Source organism: Cupriavidus sp. UYPR2.512 (assembly GCF_000379565.1).
In the GTDB taxonomy this organism is placed as follows: Bacteria; Pseudomonadota; Gammaproteobacteria; order Burkholderiales; family Burkholderiaceae; genus Cupriavidus.
Window position 1 is genome coordinate 18,909 of sequence record NZ_KB903009.1, and the last position, 21,379, is coordinate 40,287.

Below are 21,379 nucleotides of genomic sequence, written 5' to 3' on the forward strand. Positions count from 1 at the left end.
CCGGATTGACCGCATCGGCGGGCGATGCCCGCGGCGCAGGGGTGTTTCGCCGGATTTGCGGTCGGTGACCGCACAAAAAGTATTCAGAGGAGCAACGCAATGAGCGGTTTGATGGCAGGCAAGGTCGCGCTGGTGACGGGCGCAGGTGGTGGAATCGGGCGCGGCATCGCGCTGGCGCTGGCCGCCGCCGGCGCCAGGGTGGTGGTCAATGACCTCGGCGTGTCGATGACCGGCGAGGGCGGCGACGCGGGCCCCGCTCAGCGCGTGGTGGAGGAAATCCGTGCCGCCGGCGGCGAGGCCGTGGCCAATACCGACAGCGTGTCGACCTGGAACGGCGCCAATGCCATCGTGCAATGCGCGCTGGACAACTTCGGCCGCATCGACGCCGTGGTCAACAATGCCGGCAACCTGCGCGACCGCATGTTCTTCAAGATGAATGAAGAAGAATGGCGCTCGGTGATCGACGTGCACCTGCACGGCACCTTCTTCGTCAGCCGCGCCGCGGCCAGCTACTTCAAGGACCAGGAGAGCGGCGCCTACGTGCACATGACCTCCACCTCCGGCCTGATCGGCAACCTGGGCCAGGCCAACTACTCGGCGGCCAAGCTGGGCATTGCCGCGCTGTCCAAGTCGATCGCGCTGGACATGCAGCGCTTCAACGTGCGCTCGAACTGCATCGCGCCGTTCGCCTGGAGCCGCATGACCAGTTCGATCCCGGCCGAAACGCCGGAAGAGAAGGCACGCGTGGCCAAGCTGCAGAAGATGGAAGCCGGCAAGATCGCGCCGGTGGCGGTCTACCTTGCCAGCCCGGCCGCCAGCGAAGTCAACGGCCAGATCTTCGCGGTGCGCGCCAACGAGATCATCCTGATGAGCCAGCCGCGCCCGGTGCGCTCGGTGCATATGAGCGAGGGCTGGACTCCTGAAACGGTGGGCGAGATCGCCATGCCGGCCATGCGCAACAGCTTCTTCAAGCTGGAGCGCTCCCCCGACGTGATCAGCTGGGATCCGATCTGATGGCGGGCAGCCAGGCCCCGACGCACGGCGCGCTTGCCGGCGTGCGGGTGCTCGACCTGTCGCGCATCCTGGCCGGCCCTTGGTGCGCGCAGAACCTGGCGGACCTGGGCGCCGAGGTCATCAAGGTGGAGCGGCCCGGCGCGGGCGACGACACCCGTTCGTGGGGGCCGCCCTGGCTGCCTGGCGCGGACGGGCAGCCCTCGCGCGATGCCACCTACTTTGCCGGCGCCAACCGCGGCAAGCAGTCGGTGACGCTGGACATCGCCAGCCCGCAGGGACAGGAGATCGTGCGCGAGCTGGCCGCGAAGTCGCAGATCGTGCTGGAGAACTACAAGGTCGGCGACCTGAAGCGCTACGGGCTGGACTATGAAAGCCTCAAGGCAATCAACCCGTCCATCGTCTATTGCTCGATCACGGGCTACGGCCAGACCGGGCCGAGCGCGCACAAGCCCGGCTATGACTTCATCTTCCAGGGCCTGGGCGGCCTGATGAGCGTCACCGGCGAGCGCGACGACCTGCCCGGGGGCGGGCCACAGAAGGTGGGCGTGGCGGTGGTCGACATGCTTACCGGCATGTACGCCACTGTGGCCGTGCTGGCCGCCTTGCGCCATGCCGAACGCACCGGCGAGGGCCAGCATATCGACATGGCGCTGCTCGACGCGGTGGTGGCGGTCGGCGCCACGCCGATCATCGCCCAGCGCGTGACCGGCAAGGCCATGCCGCGCTACGGCAATGCGCACGCCAATATGGTGCCCTACCATGTGTTCGCCACCGCCGACGGCTACATGATCGTGGCGGCCGGCAACGACGGGCAGTGGCAGGCGTATTGCCGCGGCGTCGAGCGTCCCGACCTGGCCGCCGACGAGCGCTTTGCCACCGGCCCCGGCCGCATCATCCATCGCGACACGCTGGTGCCGCTGCTTGAGGCGCATATGCGCACGCGGCCGACGGCGCACTGGGTGCAGGCGCTGGAAGCGCAGGGCATCCCGTGCGGGCCAATCAACGACTACGGGCAGGTGCTGGACGACCCGCAGGTGCGGCATCGCGAGCTGCAGGTCGACCTGGTGCGCGACGATGGCAGCCTGTGCCCGACCGTCAAGAGCCCGCTGCGGCTGTCGGCGACCCCGGTGCAATACGATGCGCCGCCGCCCAGGCTGGGCGAGCATACCGCGCACGTGCTGGAAACGGTGCTGGGTTTGTCGGCCGAGCGCATCACCAGGCTGCGCGAGCAAGGCGTGGTCTGACGTGGCTGGTGCCTGGCGGGGAACTGCCGGGCACCGGTGGTCAATTCACCTGGTCCGGGCCGACAGGCACCGTCACAAAGTCTCCCCATCGCCTCCCCCATCGCCTAGGCTGTCTGGATAGCGGTCGCAAAGCCGGCTCCGAGGAGACAGCCATGAATGAAGAAACCTTCAACCTCAGCATCCGCAAGTTCCTGAAGGTGGTTGGCGTCAGTTCCCAGCGCGAGATCGAGCAGGCGATTGCGAAGGCACTGGCCGACGGCACCATTGCCGGCACCGAGCACTTGCCGGTGTCGATGACCCTGGAACTGGCGGGCGTCAAGCTCCAGGCGCGCTTCGAGGGTGAAATCCAGCTTGAGTAAGCGTGCCATACCGGCTACGCAACCGGCGCAGTCTCTCCCCGCATCCCCCGCATCCGGTATTCCCCCGGCGCCACACCCGTCCACTTTTTGAACGCCCGGTGGAACGTGCTCGGTTCCGAGAACCCGAGCCGCAGCGCCACGTCCTGCAGCGTCATGCCGGGGCGCTCCATCATGCCGATGGCCACGTCGCGGCGCAGGCTGTCCTTGATGCTCTGGTAGCCGCTGCCCTCGTCGCGCAGCCGGCGGCGCAGCGTCTGGGGCGTAAGCCGCAGCATCTGCGCCATCTGTTCCAGCGACGGCAGTTCGTCATCCAGATGGGAGCGCAAGTGCTGCCGGATACGCTCGGCCAGGCAGCTGTTGTCGCGGTAGCGGATCAGCAGGTTGCGCGGCGTCTCGCGCAGGAACTCGCGCAGGCTGGCGGCGTCCTGCATCACCGGCAGGCGCAGGCTGGCGGCATCGAAATGCAGCACGGAGACGGGCTGGCCGTAATGCACGGCGGTCTTGAAGACGCGCTCGGTCTCCGGGCCGCCCTGTGACGGCGCGGCGCTCAGGTCGACCCGCGCCAGCGGGATATGGCCGGCGACCAGCCAGCTGAGCAGCGCGTAAGCATGGAACACGAAAGTCGATTCGGCAAAGCTGCGGCAGGCCGAGGCCGGCGTGCGCGGATGCAGCACCACGGAGGCGGTCTTGCCGTCGGCGCTGACATGCAGGCGTGGCGCAAAGGCATCGATATGCAGCCGGTACAGGCGCAGCCCCGCGCGGATGGCGTCTTCCAGCGTGGCGCAATGGATCAGGTTGCGGCACGCCTGCGCAAACACGCCCGGGGTCACGGGCCGGTCCAGCAGGCCCCACAGTTCATCGCGCATGACGCGGCGCAGCGTGCGGATCAGCGCCGCGTACTGACCCTGGGTGACGCGCGCATGGGGCGAGGCCAGCAGCGCCGGTGAAATTCCGGCCCGGCGCAGCAGCGCGGCAATGTCGTGGCCCAGCCGGCGCGGGCCCAGCAGGATGTGATCCACATGCTGGATCGCAATGGTGTGGCGCGCCGAGGCCTGTGGCGCGGCTTGCGCCGGGGTGGCCAGGGCATCGGCACAGCCGGCGGCATGGCCATGCACGAGCGCCGGCGGCAGTGTGCTGCCGGAGAGGTGCAGTTTGCCCGGCACGGGCGGGCGCAGCGATGACAGGACAGCGGTATGCATGGGTCTCCTCATCACGGTGACGCGTCGGCGCCAGCACCGCGGAACGGCTGGTTCCGCGGGCGTTCCCGGACGTTTCGCCGCATCGTCCCGCCACCTTAGCAAGCCGCGACCGCACCGCACAATCGGGATTTGCCAAAGGCTGCCTTCCATCTGAGCGATTCGGCCAATCATTTTGGCCTGTCTGGTCATTGTCCACGCACCGCAGCATCGCGCACTCTGCGGCTAATACCGATACAAGGCCGGCGCACCGGCCCGGACGGGACCAGAAACGGGGCAAAGACCCGTTCCCGCCTCAGAAAAAGACAATGGAGACAACACATGCAGGCAGATCGTCGTAGTGCGTTGTGGCGCTTTGGGGCCGGGTTGCTGGCCGTGGCCGGGGTGCTGGGTGGGGGTGCCGCCTTCGCCCAGGGGCAGTTCCCGTCGAAGACGGTCCGGCTGGTCGTGCCATACCCGGCCGGCGGCGCCACCGATGTGCTCGCGCGTGCCATTGCCGACGGGCTTGGCAAGGCCTGGTCGCGTCCGGTGGTGGTGGAGAACCGCCCCGGCGCGAGCAGCATGATCGGCTCCGAGGCCGTGGCCCGCGCCGAGCCTGACGGCCATACCGCATTGCTGACGATCACCACCCTCGTGCAGGCGCCCAGCCTGTATGCGAAGCCGCCGGTGGACCCGGTCAAGGACTTTGCCGCGGTGTCGGAGCTGGGCACCACCAACCTGGTCTTTGCCGTGCACAACTCGGTGCCGGCCACCAGCCTGAAAGAATTCATCGAGCTCGTCCGCGCCAAGCCCAGGCAGTTCTCCTACGGCTCCTACGGCACCGGCTCAAGCGGCCATCTGTACGGCGAGATCTTCAAGGAGTCCGCCAAGCTGGACATGGTCCATGTGTCATACAAGGGTGAGGCACCGGAGCTGAACGACCTGCTGGGCGGGCAGGTGCCGGCCGCCATCATCTCGGTGATGGGCGCCAAGCCGCACAACGCCTCGGGCCGCCTGCGCGCGCTGGCCGTGACCGGCGGCGGCCGCTCGCCGCAGTTGCCGGATGTGCCGACCTTCCGCGAAGCGGGCGTTGCCGGCATGGATGGGTTGGGATGGTTCGGCCTGTTCCTGCCTGCCGCCACGCCCCGGGCCATCGTCGACAAGTACTCGGCCGACGTCAACCGCATCCTGTCCCAGCCGGACATTCGCAAGCGCATGAACGACATGGGCATCGTCCTGACCGGCAGCACGCCGGATGCGTTCGCGCAGACCGTCCAGGCTGACTACGCACGCTGGGGCAAGGTCATCCGCACCAACAACATCCGCCTGGACTGAGTTCTTCCCGACTGACCCGTATCGATTGCTGCAAATGAAGCCTGCTACAAATACCAATCAGCCGTTCCGTTCCCCCGCCTGGCCGCCCGGCCTGCCGGCCACGCTGCATACGCCTCGCACCAGCTTGTTTTACAACGTCGAGGCGGCGGCGCACCGCTATCCGGACAAGACCGCGATCCAGTATTTCGGCACCGCGATTTCCTACGGCCAGCTGCAGGACGAGATCGAACGGATGGCGGGCTACCTGCAGCAGGCCTGCGGCATCCAGCCGGGCGACCGGGTGCTGCTGTTCAGCCAGAACTGCCCGCAGTTCATCATTGCCTACTACGCGATCCTGCGCGCCGAAGGCGTGGTGGTCCCGGCCAACCCGATGTGGCTGGAAGCCGAACTTGCCCATGTGGTGCAGGACAGCGGCGCGGTGGCCGCCTTTGCCGGCAGCGAGCTGTACCAGCGCGTGGCACCGCTGCACGGCCCGGCGTTGCGCCATGTGATCCTGCACGACTATGCCGGCATGCTGTGCGACGACGGCGGCCTGGCCGTGCCGGCCTGGCTGCGCGAACCGCCGCCCGCGCCGCAGGCTGCGCCCTCCGGCGCGATGCCGGTGGCCTGGGACGCGGCCAGCGCCGCCGGGCACCGGCCGCTGCCGCACCAGGCCGGCTACGACACGCTGTGCATGCTGGCCTATACGTCCGGCACCACCGGCCATCCCAAGGGCTGCATGCATAGCCACGGCACGCTGATGACCGCGGCGGCCGGATCGGTGATCTGGCGTGGCGCTACGCCCGAATCCGTGGTGCTGGCCGTGGCGCCGATGTTCCATCTGCTGGGCATGCAGAACTGCATGAACTCGCCGCTCTACCTGGGCGCCACCGTGGTGCTGATGCCGCGCTGGGACCGCGCCTTGGCCGCGGACCTGATCGAGCGCTACCGCGTCTCGGTCTGGGGTGCGCCGCCGGCGATGATGGTGGACTTCTTCTCGCAGCCGGGCATCGATGCGCGCGACCTGTCGAGCCTGGCCTACGTGGGCGGCGGCGGCGCGGCCATGCCCGAAGCGGTGGCCAATATGCTGCAGGAGCGTTTCGGCCTGCCCTACGTCGAGGCCTACGGCATGACCGAGACCGCCGCCTTCATCTTGTCCAACCCGCGCAACCAGCCCAAGCGCGAATGCCTGGGCATCGCCACCTTCGGCGTTGACGCGCGCGTGGTCGATCCCGAGACGCTGCAGGAACTGCCTTACGGCGAGACCGGCGAGATCGTGGTCCACGGCGGGCAGGTGATGCAGGGCTACTGGCACAACCCGGAAGCCAACGCGGCCACCTTCATCGAGCTCGGCGGCAAGCGCTTCCTGCGCACCGGCGACCTTGGCTTCATGGATGAAGAAGGCTACTTCTTCATGCGCGACCGCCTCAAGCGGATGATCAACGCGTCCGGCTACAAGGTCTGGCCGGCCGAGGTGGAGAACCTGCTGTACGGGCACCCGGCCATCCACGAAGCCTGCGTGATCGCCGCCCGCGACGAGCGCCGCGGCGAGACCGTCAAGGCCGTGGTGGCGCTGCGCCCGGAAGCACGCGGCACGGCTGAAGCCGACCCCGAACGCATCATGGCCTGGTGCCGCGAGCATATGGCCGCGTACAAGGTGCCGCGCATTGTCGACGTGGTCGATGCGCTGCCCAAGTCGGCCACCGGCAAGATCCTGTGGCGCGCCTTGCAGGAGCGCGAGATGCAGGCGGACAACCCGCGCGCCTGACGCCAGCGGGCAAATCAGGAAAGAGAGAGACAGCATGCAGCAAAGCAGACGCAACTGGCTGGCACAGGCCGGCACCCTGGCCGGCGCGGCCATCCTCGGCGGCGCGGGCAGCGCCTTCGCGCAGCAACCGTATCCCGGCAAGCCGATCCGCATGATCGTGCCGTACCCGGCCGGCGGCGGCACCGACACCGTGGGCCGCCTGATCGGCCAGCGCCTGGCCGAAAGCCTCGGCCAGCCCGTGGTGGTGGAAAACAAGCCCGGCGCCAGCGGCATGCTGGGCAACGACACCGTCGCCAAGGCGCCGGCGGACGGCTACACCATCCTGCTGGCGATCACCGCGCTGATCCAGTCGCCGGCCCTGTACAAGCGCACGCCGTACGATGTGGCCAGGGATTTCACCCCGGTCTCGCTGATTGCCAAGTCGTCCGACCTGTTCGTGGTGCCCAACCGCGTGCCGGCCAGCAACATGCGCGAATTCCTGGCACTGGCCAAGGCCGGCAAGCTCAGCTATGGCTCGTACGGCAACGGCACCTCGTCGCACCTGCACGGCGAACTGCTCAAGCAGCAAGCCGGCATCGAGATCGCGCATATCCCGTACAAGGGCGCGGCGCCGCTGATGAGCGACCTGCTCGGCGGCCAGGTGGACAGCGCCTTTGTCGACGTGACCTCGGCCAATCCCTACCTGGGCAGCAACAAGTTCAAGATCCTCGGCATCACCGGGACCCAGCGCTACAAGGCGCTGCCCAATGTGCCGACTTTTTCCGAACTCGGCCTGGCGGGGTTCGAGCCCAATGGCTGGTTCGCGCTGTTCCTGCCTGCCAATGCGCCCAAGGATGTGACGGCGAAGCTGGCGGCAGAGACCGCGCGCATCGTGCGGCTGCCCGAAGTGACGCAAAAGCTGGCCGGCATGGGCCTGCAGCCGGTCGGGTCCGCGCCGCAGGAGCTGGCCGCCGTGGTGGCCGGCGACACGCCCAAATGGGCCAAGATCGTGCGCGACGCCAACATCCAGCTGGACTGAGACCGCAACGGAGCCAACCGATGGAAACTATCCGCTTTGCCGTCGAGGACGGCGTCGCCACCCTGACGCTGGACTCGCCGGCGCGCAAGAACGCGCTGTCCTTGCCGATGCGCGAGGAGATCGGCGAAGTGATTCGCCGGGTACGCGCCGATGACAGCGTGCGCGCGCTGATCCTGACCGCTGCCGGCACCGATTTCTCGTCGGGCGGCGATATCAGCTCGATGCAGGTCGAGATCAATGCCGAGCAGGGCCGAAAGCGCCTGCAGAAGGTGCACGGCTGGCTGGAAGACCTGATCCAGCTCGACGTGCCGGTCATCGCCGCGGTGGACGGCGCGGCCTATGGCGCGGGCTTCAGCCTGGCGCTGACGGCCGACATCATCCTGGCCACGCCGCGCGCGCGCTTCGGGCTGCCGTTCCTGCGCATGGGGCTGGTCCCCGACTGTGGCGTGTTCTACACGCTGCCGCGGATGATCGGCCTGCAGCGGGCCAAGGCGCTGATGTTCTCGATGCGCGAGCTGAACGCCCAGGCCGCGCAAGACCTTGGCGTCGTCATGGAAATCGTGCCGGCGGACAGCCTGCAGGAACGCGCGCGGGCGCTGGCGCAGGCCTTCACTGAAGCATCGCCGGTGGCGGTAGGCCTGACCAAGCAGGCGCTGAATGCCTCGCTCAACCAGGACCTGCACACCATGCTGGCAATGGAAGCGGACGGGCAGGGCATTGCCTTCTCGACCGCCTATCGCCGCGAGGCTGCCGACCGTTTCATGGCCAAGCAGCCGCTGCGCTACCGCTGGCCGGACTGAGCGGCGCCGCCGGTCATGCTGCGACGCAGCATCCGGCTGCCTCGCCAGGCCGTCGTTTACGTATACAGGCGGGCGCTGGCCGGACGGTACCAGTCGCCTGCTCTTTTTCTCGTTTACCCTTATTTCAGCACACCATATGGGATCCCACGACCAGCACGCGGCGCCCGCCGTACGCAAGACCCCCTGGATGACCGAAGAACTGGCAATGTTCCAGGAAACCGTGCGCCGCTTCATCGAGCGCGAACTGGCGCCCAACGAGGCCCGCTGGGCCGACCAGGGCTATATCGACCGCGAGGTCTGGCGCCGTGCCGGCGAGATCGGACTGCTGTGCGCCAGCATCCCCGAGGAATACGGCGGCGGTGGCGGCACCTTTGCCCACGAGGCCGTCATCACCCAGGAGATGTCGCGTGCGGTCGTCACCAGCCTTGGCAATAACGTGCACAGCGGCATCGTGGCACATTACCTGCTCAACTACGGCACGGAAGAGCAGAAGAAGAAATGGCTGCCGCAAATGGCCAGCGGCGAAATGGTGGCGGCCATTGCCATGTCGGAACCTGGCGCCGGTTCTGACCTCAAAGCGATACGCACCCGCTCGGTGCGCGAACAGACCGAAAACGGAGACTGCTATCGCATAAACGGTGCAAAGACCTTCATCACGAACGGGTATCACGCCGACCTGGTCTGCGTGGTGGCCAAGACCGACCCGGAAGCCGGTTCGCGCGGCGTGTCGCTGATCATGGTGGAGACGCGCGACCTGCCTGGCTTCCGCCGCGGCCGCATTCTCGAAAAGATCGGGCAGAAAGGGCAGGACACCGCCGAACTCTTCTTCGACGACGTGCTGGTGCCGTGCGCCAACCTGCTGGGCACGCAGGAGGGGCAGGGTTTCTACCAGCTTATGCAGCAGCTGCCGCAGGAGCGCATGATCATTGCGCTCGGGGCCGTGGCGACCATGCAGCGCGCCATCGAGCTGACCACCGAATATGTGCGCCAGCGCAAGGTGTTCGGCCAGCCGCTGGCCGACCTGCAGAACACGCGCTTCAAGCTGGCGGAGTGCAAGACAGTCGCCACCATTGCCGCGACGTTCGTGGACGATTGCATGCTGCGCCTGATGGACGGCGAGCTCGACGCTGCCACGGCGGCCATGGCCAAGTGGTGGTGCACGCAGCAGAACTGCCAGATCATTGACGAGTGCCTGCAGTTGCACGGCGGCTACGGCTACATGCTCGAATACCCGATCGCACGTATGTATGCGAACGCACGCGTGAGCAAGATCTTCGGCGGCTCCAACGAGATCATGAAGGAGCTGGTGGCGCGCACGCTCTGACGCATGCGTGGCGCCTGCGCGTGAGGCGTCCGCTAGCAGCAGTGTCCGCGTGCTGGTGCGCCGAAACGCTTAAGAAAATGCGGAAAAACGAAAGCCGGCACAAGCGCCGGCTTTCGTGCGTATGGTTACAAAACCGCATGTGCACGGTTGGCGGGAAAGGTGTAAGGTGTGTCACAAGCATGGTCAATGGCCCGTCACGTGCGGGGGCGAAGCCGAGCGGGAAATCAGCCAAAGGCTGACACGAAATCCGGCAGAAATGCAGCAACGAAACAAGCGTTGCATCGATGCAAGATTCGTCAACTCGGACTCCACCATCGACGTTATTTGACTATGATGAAGTAAAGACTTCGCAACATGACAGGTCGCCAGGCCGGGGTGGTGTACCGCGAACGTTGCGCGAAGCCTTAGGGGTAGCACTACCTACGCCTCGGACGTGAACTCTGACGGGAGTGAGGTATGGACATTTTTGGCCATTACGCTACGCGCTTCGAAGCTCGCAAGGAAGAGGAATACAGCATCCAGGAGTACCTGGAGATCTGCAAGAAGGATCCGACTGCCTACGCGACTGCTGCCGAACGCATGCTTGCCGCAATCGGCCAGCCTGAGTTGGTGGACACCCACCACGACCCCAGGCTGTCCCGCCTGTTCTTCAACAAGGTCATCCGCATCTATCCGGCCTTCCGCGACTTCTACGGCATGGAGGACACGATCGAGCAGATCGTCTCGTTCTTCAAGCACGCGGCGCAGGGCCTGGAAGAGCGCAAGCAGATCCTCTACCTGCTCGGGCCCCCGGGTGGTGGCAAGTCCTCGCTCGCTGAAAAGCTCAAGGCGCTGATGGAGGAGATCCCCATCTACGCGCTCAAGGGATCGCCGATCCATGAGTCGCCGCTTGGGCTGTTCGCACCAGAGGAAGACGGCAAGATCCTGGAAGAGGACTACGGCATTCCGATCCGGTATCTGAACACCATTGCCTCGCCCTGGGCGGTCAAGCGCCTGCACGAGTTCAACGGCGATATCACCAGGTTCCGGGTGGTCAAGCTGCGCCCTTCGGTACTGTCGCAGATTGCGATCTCGAAGACGGAGCCTGGCGACGAAAACAACCAGGATATTTCCTCGCTGGTCGGCAAGGTCGACATTCGCAAGCTGGAAGATTTTCCGCAGGATGATCCGGACGCTTACTCCTATTCCGGCGGGCTCTGCCTGGCCAACCGCGGCCTGCTTGAGTTCGTTGAAATGTTCAAGGCGCCCATCAAGGTCCTGCACCCGCTGCTGACGGCAACGCAGGAAGGCAACTACAAGGGCACCGAAGGCTTCGGCGCGATCCCGTTCGACGGCATCATCCTTGCGCACTCGAATGAGGCTGAGTGGACGACCTTCAAGTCGGACAAGAACAACGAGGCTTTCCTGGACCGGATCTATATCGTCAAGGTGCCGTACGTGCTGCGCGTGTCCGACGAGGTGAAGATCTACGACAAGCTCTTGCGCAGCAGTTCGCTGTCGGCCGCGCCGTGCGCGCCCAACACGCTGAAGATGATGGCGCAGTTCGCGGTGCTCACGCGCATCAAGGAGCCCGAGAACTCCAATGTCTTCTCGAAGATGCGCGTCTATGACGGCGAGAGCCTGAAGGACGTGGATCCGAAAGCGAAGTCGTACCAGGAATACCGCGACTACGCCGGCATCGACGAAGGCATGAACGGGTTGTCGACGCGCTTTGCGTTCAAGGTCCTGTCCAAGGTCTTCAACTTCGACAACACCGAAGTGGCGGCCAACCCGGTGCACCTGCTGTACGTGCTTGAGCAGCAGATCGAGCGCGAGCAGTTCCCGCCGGAGCAGGAAGCCAAGCTGCTGTCGCACATCAAGGAGTACCTGACCACGCCGTTCGTGGAGTTCATCGGCAAGGAGATCCAGACCGCTTACCTGGAGTCGTATTCCGAGTATGGCCAGAACATCTTCGACCGCTATGTGGTGTTCGCCGACCTGTGGATCCAGGATCAGGAGTACCGCGATCCGAATACCGGTGAAATCCTCGACCGCAACGCGCTGAACGACGAACTGGAGAAAGTGGAAAAACCCGCGGGTATCTCGAATCCGAAGGACTTCCGCAACGAGATCGTCAACTTCGTGCTGCGGGCGCGGGCCAACAACAGCGGCAAGAATCCGGTCTGGACCAGCTATGAAAAGCTGCGGATGGTGATCGAGAAGCGCATGTTCTCCACCACGGAAGACCTGCTGCCGGTGATCTCGTTCAATGCCAAGTCTTCGCGCGAAGACCAGGACAAGCACGAGAACTTCGTCAACCGCATGGTCGAGAAGGGGTACACGCCCAAGCAAGTGAGACTTCTGGTGGAGTGGTATCTGCGCGTAAGAAAATCATCGTAACGGCGCCGCGGAACAGGTCTCTCAACGAGGGCAACATATGGCTACGGTCATCGATCGGCGCGAGAACGGCGGCAACAAGAGTGCCGTCAACCAGCAACGTTTCATCAAGCGCTACCGCGAGCAGATACGGCAAGCGGTGGCAAAGGCGGTGTCCGGCCGGAAGATCATGGACATCGAGCAGAGCGGCCAGGTGTCCATTCCGGTCAAGGACATCTCCGAACCGATCTTCCACCACGGCCCGGGCGGGCGGCGCGAGTGGATTCACCCTGGCAACAAGAAGTTCGTCAAGGGAGACTCCTTCGACCGCCAGCAGCAGGGCGGTGGCGGGACCGGTTCGCGGGCCAGCGACAGCGGCGAAGGCGAAGACGATTTCGTCTTCACGCTGTCGCGCGAGGATTTCCTGAACTTCTTCTTCGAGGACATGGCGCTGCCGGACCTGGCCAAGCGCCACCTCGCCAAGATCGCCGAGGTGCGCAAGGTGCGCGCCGGCTATTCCATCGACGGCACGCCTTCCAACCTGTCGATCCTGCGCACCATGCGCAGCTCGCTGGGGCGGCGCATCGCCTTGTCCAGCCCTTATCAGAAGCGCCTGCGCGAGCTGGAGCTGGACTACAGCGAGGCGCTGGAAAAGGACGGACCCTACGCCGAAGGCACGCTCGAGCTGATGGAGAAGATGCGGCACCTGCGTGCCTGCATCGACCGCGTGCCCTTTATCGAGAAGCTCGACCTGCGCTACAACAACCGCGTGCTGAAGAAGCGCCCGCAGGCCCAGGCGGTGATGTTCTGCCTGATGGACGTGTCCGGCTCGATGGACGAGAGCCGCAAGGACCTGGCCAAGCGCTTCTTCATGCTGCTGTACCTGTTCCTGAAGCGCAACTACGAGCGCATCGACGTCGTGTTCATTCGCCATCACACGGTGGCGAAGGAAGTCGATGAGGAAGACTTCTTCCACTCGCGCGAGTCCGGTGGTACCGTGGTGTCCAGTGCGCTGAAGCTGATGGTGGAAGTGATCCACGACCGCTATCCGCCAAGCCAGTGGAATATCTACTGCGCGCAGGCGTCAGATGGTGATAACTGGGCCGGTGATTCCGAGTTGTGCGGACGCCTGCTGCGCGATTCGATCCTGCCGCTGGTGCAGTACTATGCATACGTTGAGGTCGCATCGGAAGAGCCGCAGAACCTCTGGGAAGAGTATCTGACGGTCAAGGGACAGTTCGATCACTTTGCGATGCAGCGCATCATCAGTGCGGACGAGATCTACCCGGTGCTGCACGACCTGTTCCAGAAGCGCGCAGCATAGGGTGGCGCCGATCCTGGCCTTCCTTGCGGAAAGGCCACAGTGAAGGCAAATGGCGAGGCAACGCGGACCACGCGGCGCGGCGATGCCGTGCGCGCCGGACGGGTCTGGCGCCTTGCCCGGGCAACAAGGGGCGAAGATGGCTTATCTCTCCACCGGTTCGGAATGGACCTTCGAGCTGATCAAACGGTATGACCGCGAGATCGCCCGCATCGCCGGCGAATTCGGGCTGGATACCTATCCCAACCAGATCGAGATCATTACCGCCGAGCAGATGCTCGATGCCTACGCGTCGGCGGGGCTGCCGGTCGGCTACAGCCACTGGTCCTACGGCAAGCACTTCCTGGCGTCCGAGCGCAGCTACCAGCGCGGCCACATGGGGCTGGCCTACGAGATCGTCATCAACTCCAATCCCTGCATCGCCTACCTGATGGAGGAGAACACCATGCCGATGCAGGCGCTGACGATCGCGCACGCCTGCTACGGCCACAACGCCTTCTTCAAGGGCAACTACCTGTTCCGCACCTGGACCAACGCGGACGCCATTGTCGATTACCTGCTGTTTGCCAAGAACTACGTGGCCGAGTGCGAGCAGCGTTACGGCGAACGCGAGGTGGAACTGCTGCTGGACTCTTGCCACGCCTTGCAGAACTACGGCGTGGACCGCTACAAGCGGCCTAAGAAGCTGTCCATCACCGAAGAGAAGGCGCGCCAGGCCGATCGCGAGAACTACCTGCAGATGCAGGTCAACGACCTGTGGCGCACCCTGCCCAAGCACCGGCCGCATGCGCTGGCATCGGAGGACGAAGCACCCGAAGGGGAAATCATCTTCCCGCCGGAGCCGCAGGAGAACCTGCTGTACTTCATCGAGAAGAACGCGCCCAGGCTGGCATCGTGGCAGCGAGAGATCGTGCGCATCGTGCGCAAGATCGCGCAGTACTTCTATCCGCAGCGCCAGACCAAGGTCATGAACGAAGGCTGGGCCACGTTCTGGCACTACACCATCATCAACCAGCTGTACGAGGAAAAGCTGGTCAACGATGCATTCATGATGGAGCTGCTGCAGGCGCATACCAATGTGATTTACCAGCCGCCGTACAACAGCCCCTACTACAGCGGCATGAACCCCTACACGGTCGGTTTCCTGATGTTCCAGGACCTGCGCCGCATGTGCGAAAACCCGACCGAAGAGGACTACCGCTGGGCCCCGGAATTCGCCGGCAGCGACTGGCGCAAGACGCTGGACTTTGCCATGCGCAACTTCAAGGACGAGAGCTTCCTGCTGCAGTTCCTGTCGCCGCGCGTGATCCGCGAGCTGAAGCTGTTCTCGGTGCTGGACGATGACCGCGAAGGCAAGCTGCGCGTCACAGCGATCCACAACGATGAAGGCTACCGCGCGATCCGCCAGCTGATGGCGGCGCAATATGACCTCTCCAGCATGGAGCCCAATATCCAGGTCACCAATGTCGACGTGGGCGGCGACCGCTCGCTGACGCTGCGGCACCTGCAGAACGACCGCCGGCCGCTGGCGCACAACTTTGACGAGGTGATCCGGCACGTGACCCGGCTGTGGGGCTTCACCGTGCGGCTCGAGGTGGCCTATGAGGACGGCCGCACCGAGTTGAAGTACGAATGCAAGCCGGAACGTCGCCACCGCCGCCCGCACGGCGGCCTCAGCCTGGCCGCCTGATCCGCAATTGCCGGGGTTAAGCCCGGCCGCTCAGGCGGCGGGCGCGGGTTCGCACCATTCGCGCACCAGTTCCACCGCGTTGCGGCCGGCACTGGCGCACACCTGCTCGCCCAGCACCCGGCTCCACCAGCGCTCCGACCCGTCCACCACGCGCCACGCATGCAGCCGGCGCGTATAGAGCTGCAGGTCGTATTCCTCCGTGATCCCGATGGCGCCGTGCACGGCGTGGGCGATGGCGGCCACCGGCGTGACCGCATCGCTGGCGCGCAGTTTGCCGATGGCCGCGCGCAGCCGGTCGGGCGTGCCGCTGCCGCTGTCGCAGGCCAGCTGCGCGGCCACGCGCGCGGCGGCAACGTGCTCGGCCATCTCGCTGACCTGGTGCTGGATCGCCTGGAACTTGCCGATGGCGCGCCCGAACTGCTGGCGGTCGTTGGCGTACTGCAGCGTCATGTCGAGCACGTGCGACAGCGCGCCGGCCAGTTGCGCCGTGTGCAGGCAGGCGCCCAGGGTGCGCAGGGTGCCGGCGGGCAGTGAAAAGGCCGCCGGCGCCGAGGTGTCAGGGCGCGGCACGCGCAGCGTCAGGTCGTGATGGGCCCCGGTAGCTTCGGCGCGGGCGTCGGCTGCCGACAGCAGCAGGCAGCGCTCGCCGTCCTGCAACAGGAACCACTGCGCATGACGGGCATCGGCCACCAGCGCCGCGCCGGCGCCGTGTTCAAGGCCGGCGAGTGCGACCGGGCCAGCGGGCAGGGCGATGCCATGCGCCTGCAGCAGCGCGCGCGCAAAGATGGTCTGCGCCAGCGGCAACGGCAAGGCGTGGCGGCCGGTGACAAAGAGCACCGGCGCCAGCTCGCGCAGCGGCAGCGCGGCGCCGCCGGCGGATTCGGGCAGCAGGCAATCGGCAAAGCCGCTTTCCAGCAGCGCTTGCCACAGCGGCTGCGGACTGGCCTGCTGTTCCAGCGCGCGCACGGTGGCGGGCGGGCAGCAGTCGCGCAGCAGCGCGTCGAGGGCGTCGGAGTAGGCGTTATGCATGGGGTATCTCGTTCAGGATGGCGGTCGACGGCGGCGGATTCAACGCAGGCCCAGCCCGCGCGCGATCATGCCGCGCAGGATTTCGCGGGTGCCGCCGCGCAGCGAATACGATGGCGCGATCTGCGTGACATAGGCGAGGGTCCGGTAAAGCGCCCCATCTGCCGCCAAGGCGGGTTCGTCACCGAGCGCGGCTTCCACCAGTGCCGGAATCGACTGCTCGAAGGTCGTGCCCAGGTCCTTCACCAGCGCGGCCTCCACCACCGGGCTTTCACCGGCGGCCAGCCGCGACGTGACTGCCAGCGACATGGCGCGCAGCACCGCCAGGTGGCCGGCGAGCCGGCCCACGGTCACCGTGTCGCGCCGTGCGGTCGGCAGCCGGCGCATGGCGTCGAGCCAGGAGTCGAGCAGCACCACGCTGGAATAGAGGCGCTCAGGGCCGCTGCGCTCGAACGCCAGTTCGGCGTTGACCTGCTCCCAGCCGCTGCCTTCCTGGCCGACCAGCGCGTCCGGGGCCAGCGCCACATCGTCGAAGGTGACTTCGGAGAAGTGCGCATCGCCGGCCAGGTCGTGGATCGGCCGCACCGTGACGCCCGGTGCGTGCAGGTCGACGATGAACTGCGACAGCCCGGCCTGCCGGTCCTGCGGCGTGCCCGAGGTACGCACCAGCGCGATCATGCAGTGGCAGCGGTCGGCATTGGTGGTCCAGATCTTGCGGCCGTTCAGGCGCCAGCTGCCGTCCGCCTGGCGTACCGCGCGCGTGGCCACGCTGGCCAGGTCCGAGCCGGAGTTGGGCTCGCTCATGCCGATGCAGAAGAAGGCCTCGCCGCGGCTGATCGCCGGCAGGTAGCGCGCCTTCTGCGCGTCGTTGCCGTAGCGCAGGATCAGCGGGCCGCTCTGGCGGTCGGCGATCCAGTGCGCCGACACCGGCGCGCCGCAGGCCAGCAGTTCTTCCACCAGCACGAAACGCGAAAACGGGTCCAGGCCCGCGCCGCCGAACTGCGCCGGCAGCGTGATGCCGACCCAGCCGCGCGCGGCCAGCGCCCGGCTGAAGGCGGCATCGAACCCCATCCACGAGCGCGCGCGCGTTTCCGGCGGCAGCGCGGGCAGGTGTTCATCGAGAAAGGCCCGCACCTCGCCGCGGAACGCCACGGCGTGCGGCGGCAGGGAGGTCAGGCCGAAGGTGGAAAGCAATGCGGTCACGGTGAAATCCTGTGTCTTGTATTGGCTGGTGGCAGTGGTCTCAGTCCAGCGTCGCGCCTGAATCCTTCACGACCTTCTGCCAGCGCGTCATTTCCGCGCTGAGGTAGGCGGCGTAGGCCTCCGGCGTCGATCCGCGCGGCTGCGCGCCCTGCGCGGCCAGGCTCGCGCGCGTCTCGGGGTGGGCCAGCGCCCTGGTGGCGGCGGCATTGAGCTTGCGCACGGTCTCGGCCGGTGTCCTGGCCGGCACCATCATGCCCTGCCAGGCGCCGACCTCGAAGCCCGGCTGCACGGTTTCGGCAAGGGTGGGCACGTCCGGCAACTGCGCGCTGCGCGTGGTGCTGGTGACGGCCAGCGCGCGCATGCGCTTGTCGCGGATGAAGGGCAGCGATGAATTGATGGTGTCGGCCATGAACTGCACCTGGCCGCTGGCCAGGTCGGTCAGCGCCGGCGCGCTGCCCTTGTAGGGCGCATGCACCGCCGACAGACCGTTGGCCTGCAGGAACATGAAGGCCGCCAGGTGCGTCACGTTGCCGTTGCCGGCCGAGCCGTAGGTGAGCTTGTCGGGGTTGGCCTTCAGGTACTGGATGAACTCTTTCACGTTCTGTACCGGCAGCTGCGCGTTGACCTCCAGCACCAGCGGCACCATCGCCGTTAGCGCCACCGGCGCGAAATCGCGTTTCACGTCGTAGCTGAGCTTGCGGTAGAGCGCCGGGCTCAGCGCGATCGACGAAGTGTTGTACAGCACCGTATAGCCGTCGGCCGGCGCCTTGGCGACAATCTCCGCGCCGATATTGCCGTTGGCGCCGGGCCGGTTGTCGACCAGTACCTGCTGGCCGAGCTCCTCGCTCATGCGCCGTGCGATCACGCGCGACACCAGGTCGGTCGGGCCGCCCGGCGGGAACGGCACCACCATGCGGATCGGGTGCGACGGATAGGCGGCATCGGCGGCCGCCGCCGGCTGCGCCAGCACCGCCGGCAATACGATGGCTGCCGCGGCAGCCAGTGTCGTGATGAAAGTCTTTGCCTTCATTGCTTGTCTCCTCCATCCATGCAGCCACGCGGCGGATTCAGCGTCCCGCCAGCAACCGGCGCGCGGTGTAGGTCATGACCTGCTCACCGCGCTGGTTGAACACCTCGATGCGCGAATCCACCACGGCGCGGCCGCTGCGCGAGGTCGGGCGGATGCCGGTCACGGTCACGGTGGCGTGGATGGTGTCGCCCACCACCACCGGGGCGTGGATCTGCTGAGTGAGTTCCAGCATGGCCAGCCCGGTGCCCTGGATCATGGTCTGCAGGATAAAGCCCTCGATCAGCGTATAGGTCAGTGCCGCCGGCACCGGCCGGCCCTGGATGGCGCCGCCGTCATAGCCGGCTTCGATGAAGATGGCCTCGACCATGCCGGTGACGGAAATGAAATTGACCAGGTCGGTCTCGGTCACGGTGCGGGCGAAGGTGCGGAAGGCCTGGCCTTCCTGCAGGTCTTGCCAGTAGAAGCCCTGGCCGAGGCGGGGCAGTTCTGCATGCGTCATGGCGTCTCCTTGGCGGGTGCGCAGCGTGCGGCACCGCTTTGTTGCAATTGCGCGATCGCTTCCGCGGATAGTCCCGCCTGCGCCAGCACGCTCTCGGTGTGCTCGCCCAGCCGCGGCGGGATGCCCAGCGGTGCGCGCTGGCTGTCGAAGCGCACCGGCGCGCCGGGAAAACGCAACGTGCCCATGGCCGGGTCTTCGACGGTTTCGAAGAAGCCAGTGGCGACCAGGTGCGGATCGGCCGGCAGGTCGTCGAGTTCATTGATGCGCGCCACCGGGATCTGCAGGCGTTCGCACAGCTCCACCCAGTGCGCAGTGGTCTGTCCCTGCACGATTTCGCCGGTGAGCTCGTACAGCGTCTCGATATGCCGCGTGCGTGCCGCGATGTCGGCAAAGCGCGCATCGGCGGCCAACCCGGGGCGCCCGGCGGCGTGGAAGAAGTCGCGCCAGTGCGTGTCGGTGTACGGCATCATGCAGACATAGCCGTCGGCGCTGCGGTACGGACGGCGCAGCGGCGCCAGCACGCGGGGGTAGCCGCTGGGGCCGCGCGGCGGCTCGAAATGGCGGCCGTAGAAGTGCTCGACCAGGTTGAAGGCGACCATGGATTCGAACATCGGCACCTCGACCAGCGTGCCGTGGCCGGTGCTGCCATCGGCATTGCGCCGCGCGCGCCCGGCCAGCGCCGCGCAGACCGACAGCGCGGCCACCAGCCCGCTGGTCTTGTCCGCGGCGATGGTGGGGAAGTAGCGGCTGTCGCCGGTCTGCGCCGCCATCAGCGCGGCATTGCCGGACAGGCCCTGGATGATGTCGTCGTAGGCCGGGCGGCCGCCATAAGGGCCATCCTCGGCAAAGCCGAGCAGGCTGACAAAGACCAGCTCAGGGTGGCGCGCCCGCACATCGTCGGGCGCCAGCCCCAGTGCGGCCAGTTTCTGCGGGCGCATGCTGTGCATCAGCACGTCGGCGCCGGCCAGCACGCGCTCCAGCGCGGCCTGCGCGGCCGGCTGCTTCAGGTCCAGCACCACGCTGCGCTTGCTGCGGTTCACCCCCAGGAAAATGGCCGCCATGCCGGCCTCGGTGGCGGGGCCGGTGCGGCGCGTGGAATCGCCCTCGGGCGGCTCGACCTTGATCACCTCGGCGCCAAGGTCGGCCAGCCACTGGCTGGCATACGGCCCCATCACCACCGTGGACAGGTCGACCACGCGGATGCCTGCAAGCGGCAGCATGTTGTCTCCGATCTTTTTACTGTGGGCACAGGGTAGATCAGCAGGCCAGGCTTGGTCTAATATTAGTTTTTTAGAAATTGATATTCACTGGATATTAACGAGCCATGGACTTCCGCCAGTTGCAGCAGTTCGTCGCCCTGGCCGAGACGGGCAATTTCCACCGCGCGGCTGAACGCCTGCATATGGCGCAGCCGCCGCTTTCCATTTCCATCCGCAAGCTCGAAGACCAGCTCGGCACGGCGCTGTTCGTGCGCACCTCGCGCGGCGTGCGGCTGACGCAGGCGGGCGAGGCCGCGCTGCACGATGCGCGCCGTGCGCTGTTCCATGCGCAACAGGCACGTGCCGCGGCGATCGCCGCGGGGCAGGGCGAGCGCGGCGCGCTGCGCATCGGCTTTATCGGCTCGGCGACGTATGCGCTGCTGCCCAAGCTGATCCCGGCGTTCCGCGCGGCGCATCCCGGCATCGAGCTGATCCTGCATGAATCCACCACCGCCGCGATCCTCGAGCGCCTGGAAAAACACCAGGTCGACGCCGGCCTGGTGCGCTTCCCGATCCTGAACACCGGCAACTATTCGCTGACGCCGCTGGAAAACGACGTCTTTGTCGCGGCGGTGCCGGCTGACAGCCCGCTGGCAAGCGCAGACGCCATCCCGCTGCGCGCGCTCGCGGACGAGCCCTTCATCATGTATCCGGCGGCGCCGGTGCCCAACCTGCATGCGGTGGCAATGCTGCTGTGCCAGCAGGCGGGCTTTGTGCCGCGTGTCACGCAGGAGGCGGTGCAGGTGCAGACCCAGGTCAGCCTGGTCGAGAGTGGGCTTGGCGTGGCCCTGGTGCCGAGCGTGGCGGCGCGCTATGCCAACCGGCGCGTGCGCTTCCTGTCATTGTCCAGCCCGCGGCCGGCCGGGCGTATCGGCATTGCGCTGGCGGCGCGGCCCGATGACGGCGACCGCCAGGTGCAGCGCTTCCTGGCGGCGGCGCAGGCCGCGGTGAACTGATGGGAAGGCGGGCGGTGCAGCGCC

The 21,379-nt window shown here is 66.5% G+C and carries 18 protein-coding genes; 12 read left to right on the forward strand and 6 right to left on the reverse strand.

Translation table 11 applies throughout. The annotated features are described in order from the left end of the window. The first annotated feature begins 99 nt into the window (after positions 1 to 99). The 3 genes from A3A5_RS0117410 (at position 100) to A3A5_RS0117420 (ending at position 2,617) form a co-directional block, all read left to right on the forward strand. Complete coding sequence (locus A3A5_RS0117410) at positions 100 to 1,014, forward strand: SDR family NAD(P)-dependent oxidoreductase (protein WP_018311820.1); 915 nt, start codon at positions 100 to 102, stop codon at positions 1,012 to 1,014. Further along, positions 1,014 to 2,258 carry a CaiB/BaiF CoA-transferase family protein gene (locus tag A3A5_RS0117415; protein WP_018311821.1) on the forward strand — a complete coding sequence of 415 codons (1,245 nt, stop codon included), beginning with the start codon at positions 1,014 to 1,016 and terminating at the stop codon, positions 2,256 to 2,258. Before A3A5_RS0117410 ends, A3A5_RS0117415 begins: the two co-directional genes overlap by 1 nt. 152 nt (positions 2,259 to 2,410) lie before the next feature. Further along, entirely contained in the window at positions 2,411 to 2,617 is a 207-nt protein-coding gene (locus tag A3A5_RS0117420; RefSeq protein ID WP_018311822.1) for a DUF6494 family protein, read from the forward strand. Positions 2,618 to 2,631: 14 nt separating this feature from the next. Here A3A5_RS0117420 and A3A5_RS0117425 read toward each other — a convergent pair whose 3' ends face one another. After that, positions 2,632 to 3,816, reverse strand: coding sequence for an AraC family transcriptional regulator (locus A3A5_RS0117425; RefSeq protein WP_018311823.1), 1,185 nt, complete (start codon positions 3,814 to 3,816; stop codon positions 2,632 to 2,634). 318 nt (positions 3,817 to 4,134) lie between these two features. Between A3A5_RS0117425 and A3A5_RS0117430 the strand changes: the two genes are divergently transcribed. From A3A5_RS0117430 to A3A5_RS0117465, 8 genes are all read left to right on the forward strand, one after another. Continuing rightward, the gene (locus A3A5_RS0117430) at positions 4,135 to 5,127 is read left to right on the forward strand and encodes a tripartite tricarboxylate transporter substrate binding protein (protein WP_026200867.1); all 993 of its coding nucleotides are present in this window, start codon (positions 4,135 to 4,137) and stop codon (positions 5,125 to 5,127) included. 34 nt (positions 5,128 to 5,161) lie between these two features. Next, entirely contained in the window at positions 5,162 to 6,874 is a 1,713-nt protein-coding gene (locus A3A5_RS0117435; RefSeq protein ID WP_018311825.1) for a long-chain fatty acid--CoA ligase, read from the forward strand. Between the two features lie 34 nt (positions 6,875 to 6,908). Next, positions 6,909 to 7,892 carry a tripartite tricarboxylate transporter substrate binding protein gene (locus A3A5_RS0117440; protein WP_018311826.1) on the forward strand — a complete coding sequence of 328 codons (984 nt, stop codon included), beginning with the start codon at positions 6,909 to 6,911 and terminating at the stop codon, positions 7,890 to 7,892. 20 nt (positions 7,893 to 7,912) lie between these two features. Then, positions 7,913 to 8,692, forward strand: a complete 780-nt coding sequence (locus A3A5_RS0117445; RefSeq protein WP_018311827.1) for an enoyl-CoA hydratase/isomerase family protein — start codon at positions 7,913 to 7,915, stop codon at positions 8,690 to 8,692. Between the two features lie 136 nt (positions 8,693 to 8,828). Further along, positions 8,829 to 10,016, forward strand: a complete 1,188-nt coding sequence (locus tag A3A5_RS0117450; protein WP_018311828.1) for an acyl-CoA dehydrogenase family protein — start codon at positions 8,829 to 8,831, stop codon at positions 10,014 to 10,016. Between the two features lie 456 nt (positions 10,017 to 10,472). Beyond that, positions 10,473 to 12,395 (forward strand): PrkA family serine protein kinase, encoded by a 1,923-nt coding sequence (locus A3A5_RS0117455; RefSeq protein WP_018311829.1) that lies wholly within the window; start codon positions 10,473 to 10,475, stop codon positions 12,393 to 12,395. Between the two features lie 37 nt (positions 12,396 to 12,432). Next, positions 12,433 to 13,695, forward strand: coding sequence for a YeaH/YhbH family protein (locus tag A3A5_RS0117460; protein WP_018311830.1), 1,263 nt, complete (start codon positions 12,433 to 12,435; stop codon positions 13,693 to 13,695). Between the two features lie 136 nt (positions 13,696 to 13,831). After that, entirely contained in the window at positions 13,832 to 15,382 is a 1,551-nt protein-coding gene (locus tag A3A5_RS0117465; protein ID WP_018311831.1) for a SpoVR family protein, read from the forward strand. A gap of 30 nt (positions 15,383 to 15,412) precedes the next feature. On the opposite strand, the gene A3A5_RS0117470 is transcribed toward A3A5_RS0117465, so the two are convergent. From A3A5_RS0117470 to A3A5_RS0117490, 5 genes are read right to left on the reverse strand one after another with little or no spacing between them, the layout of a single operon-like run. After that, complete coding sequence (locus A3A5_RS0117470; protein WP_018311832.1) at positions 15,413 to 16,411, reverse strand: acyl-CoA dehydrogenase; 999 nt, start codon at positions 16,409 to 16,411, stop codon at positions 15,413 to 15,415. Between the two features lie 39 nt (positions 16,412 to 16,450). Next, positions 16,451 to 17,611: an acyl-CoA dehydrogenase family protein gene (locus A3A5_RS0117475; RefSeq protein ID WP_018311833.1), complete on the reverse strand. Its 1,161-nt coding sequence runs from the start codon at positions 17,609 to 17,611 to the stop codon at positions 16,451 to 16,453. 40 nt (positions 17,612 to 17,651) lie between these two features. Next, positions 17,652 to 18,641, reverse strand: a complete 990-nt coding sequence (locus A3A5_RS0117480) for a tripartite tricarboxylate transporter substrate binding protein (RefSeq protein ID WP_018311834.1) — start codon at positions 18,639 to 18,641, stop codon at positions 17,652 to 17,654. Between the two features lie 37 nt (positions 18,642 to 18,678). Continuing rightward, on the reverse strand, positions 18,679 to 19,140 hold the full coding sequence (locus A3A5_RS0117485; RefSeq protein ID WP_018311835.1) for a MaoC family dehydratase N-terminal domain-containing protein: 462 nt from the start codon (positions 19,138 to 19,140) through the stop codon (positions 18,679 to 18,681). After that, complete coding sequence (locus A3A5_RS0117490; RefSeq protein WP_018311836.1) at positions 19,137 to 20,360, reverse strand: CaiB/BaiF CoA-transferase family protein; 1,224 nt, start codon at positions 20,358 to 20,360, stop codon at positions 19,137 to 19,139. The genes A3A5_RS0117485 and A3A5_RS0117490 overlap by 4 nt, the downstream gene beginning before the upstream one ends. Positions 20,361 to 20,464: 104 nt before the next feature. On the opposite strand from A3A5_RS0117490, the gene A3A5_RS0117495 reads away from it, so the two are divergent. After that, positions 20,465 to 21,355, forward strand: coding sequence for a LysR family transcriptional regulator (locus tag A3A5_RS0117495; RefSeq protein ID WP_018311837.1), 891 nt, complete (start codon positions 20,465 to 20,467; stop codon positions 21,353 to 21,355). Positions 21,356 to 21,379 lie beyond the last annotated feature (24 nt).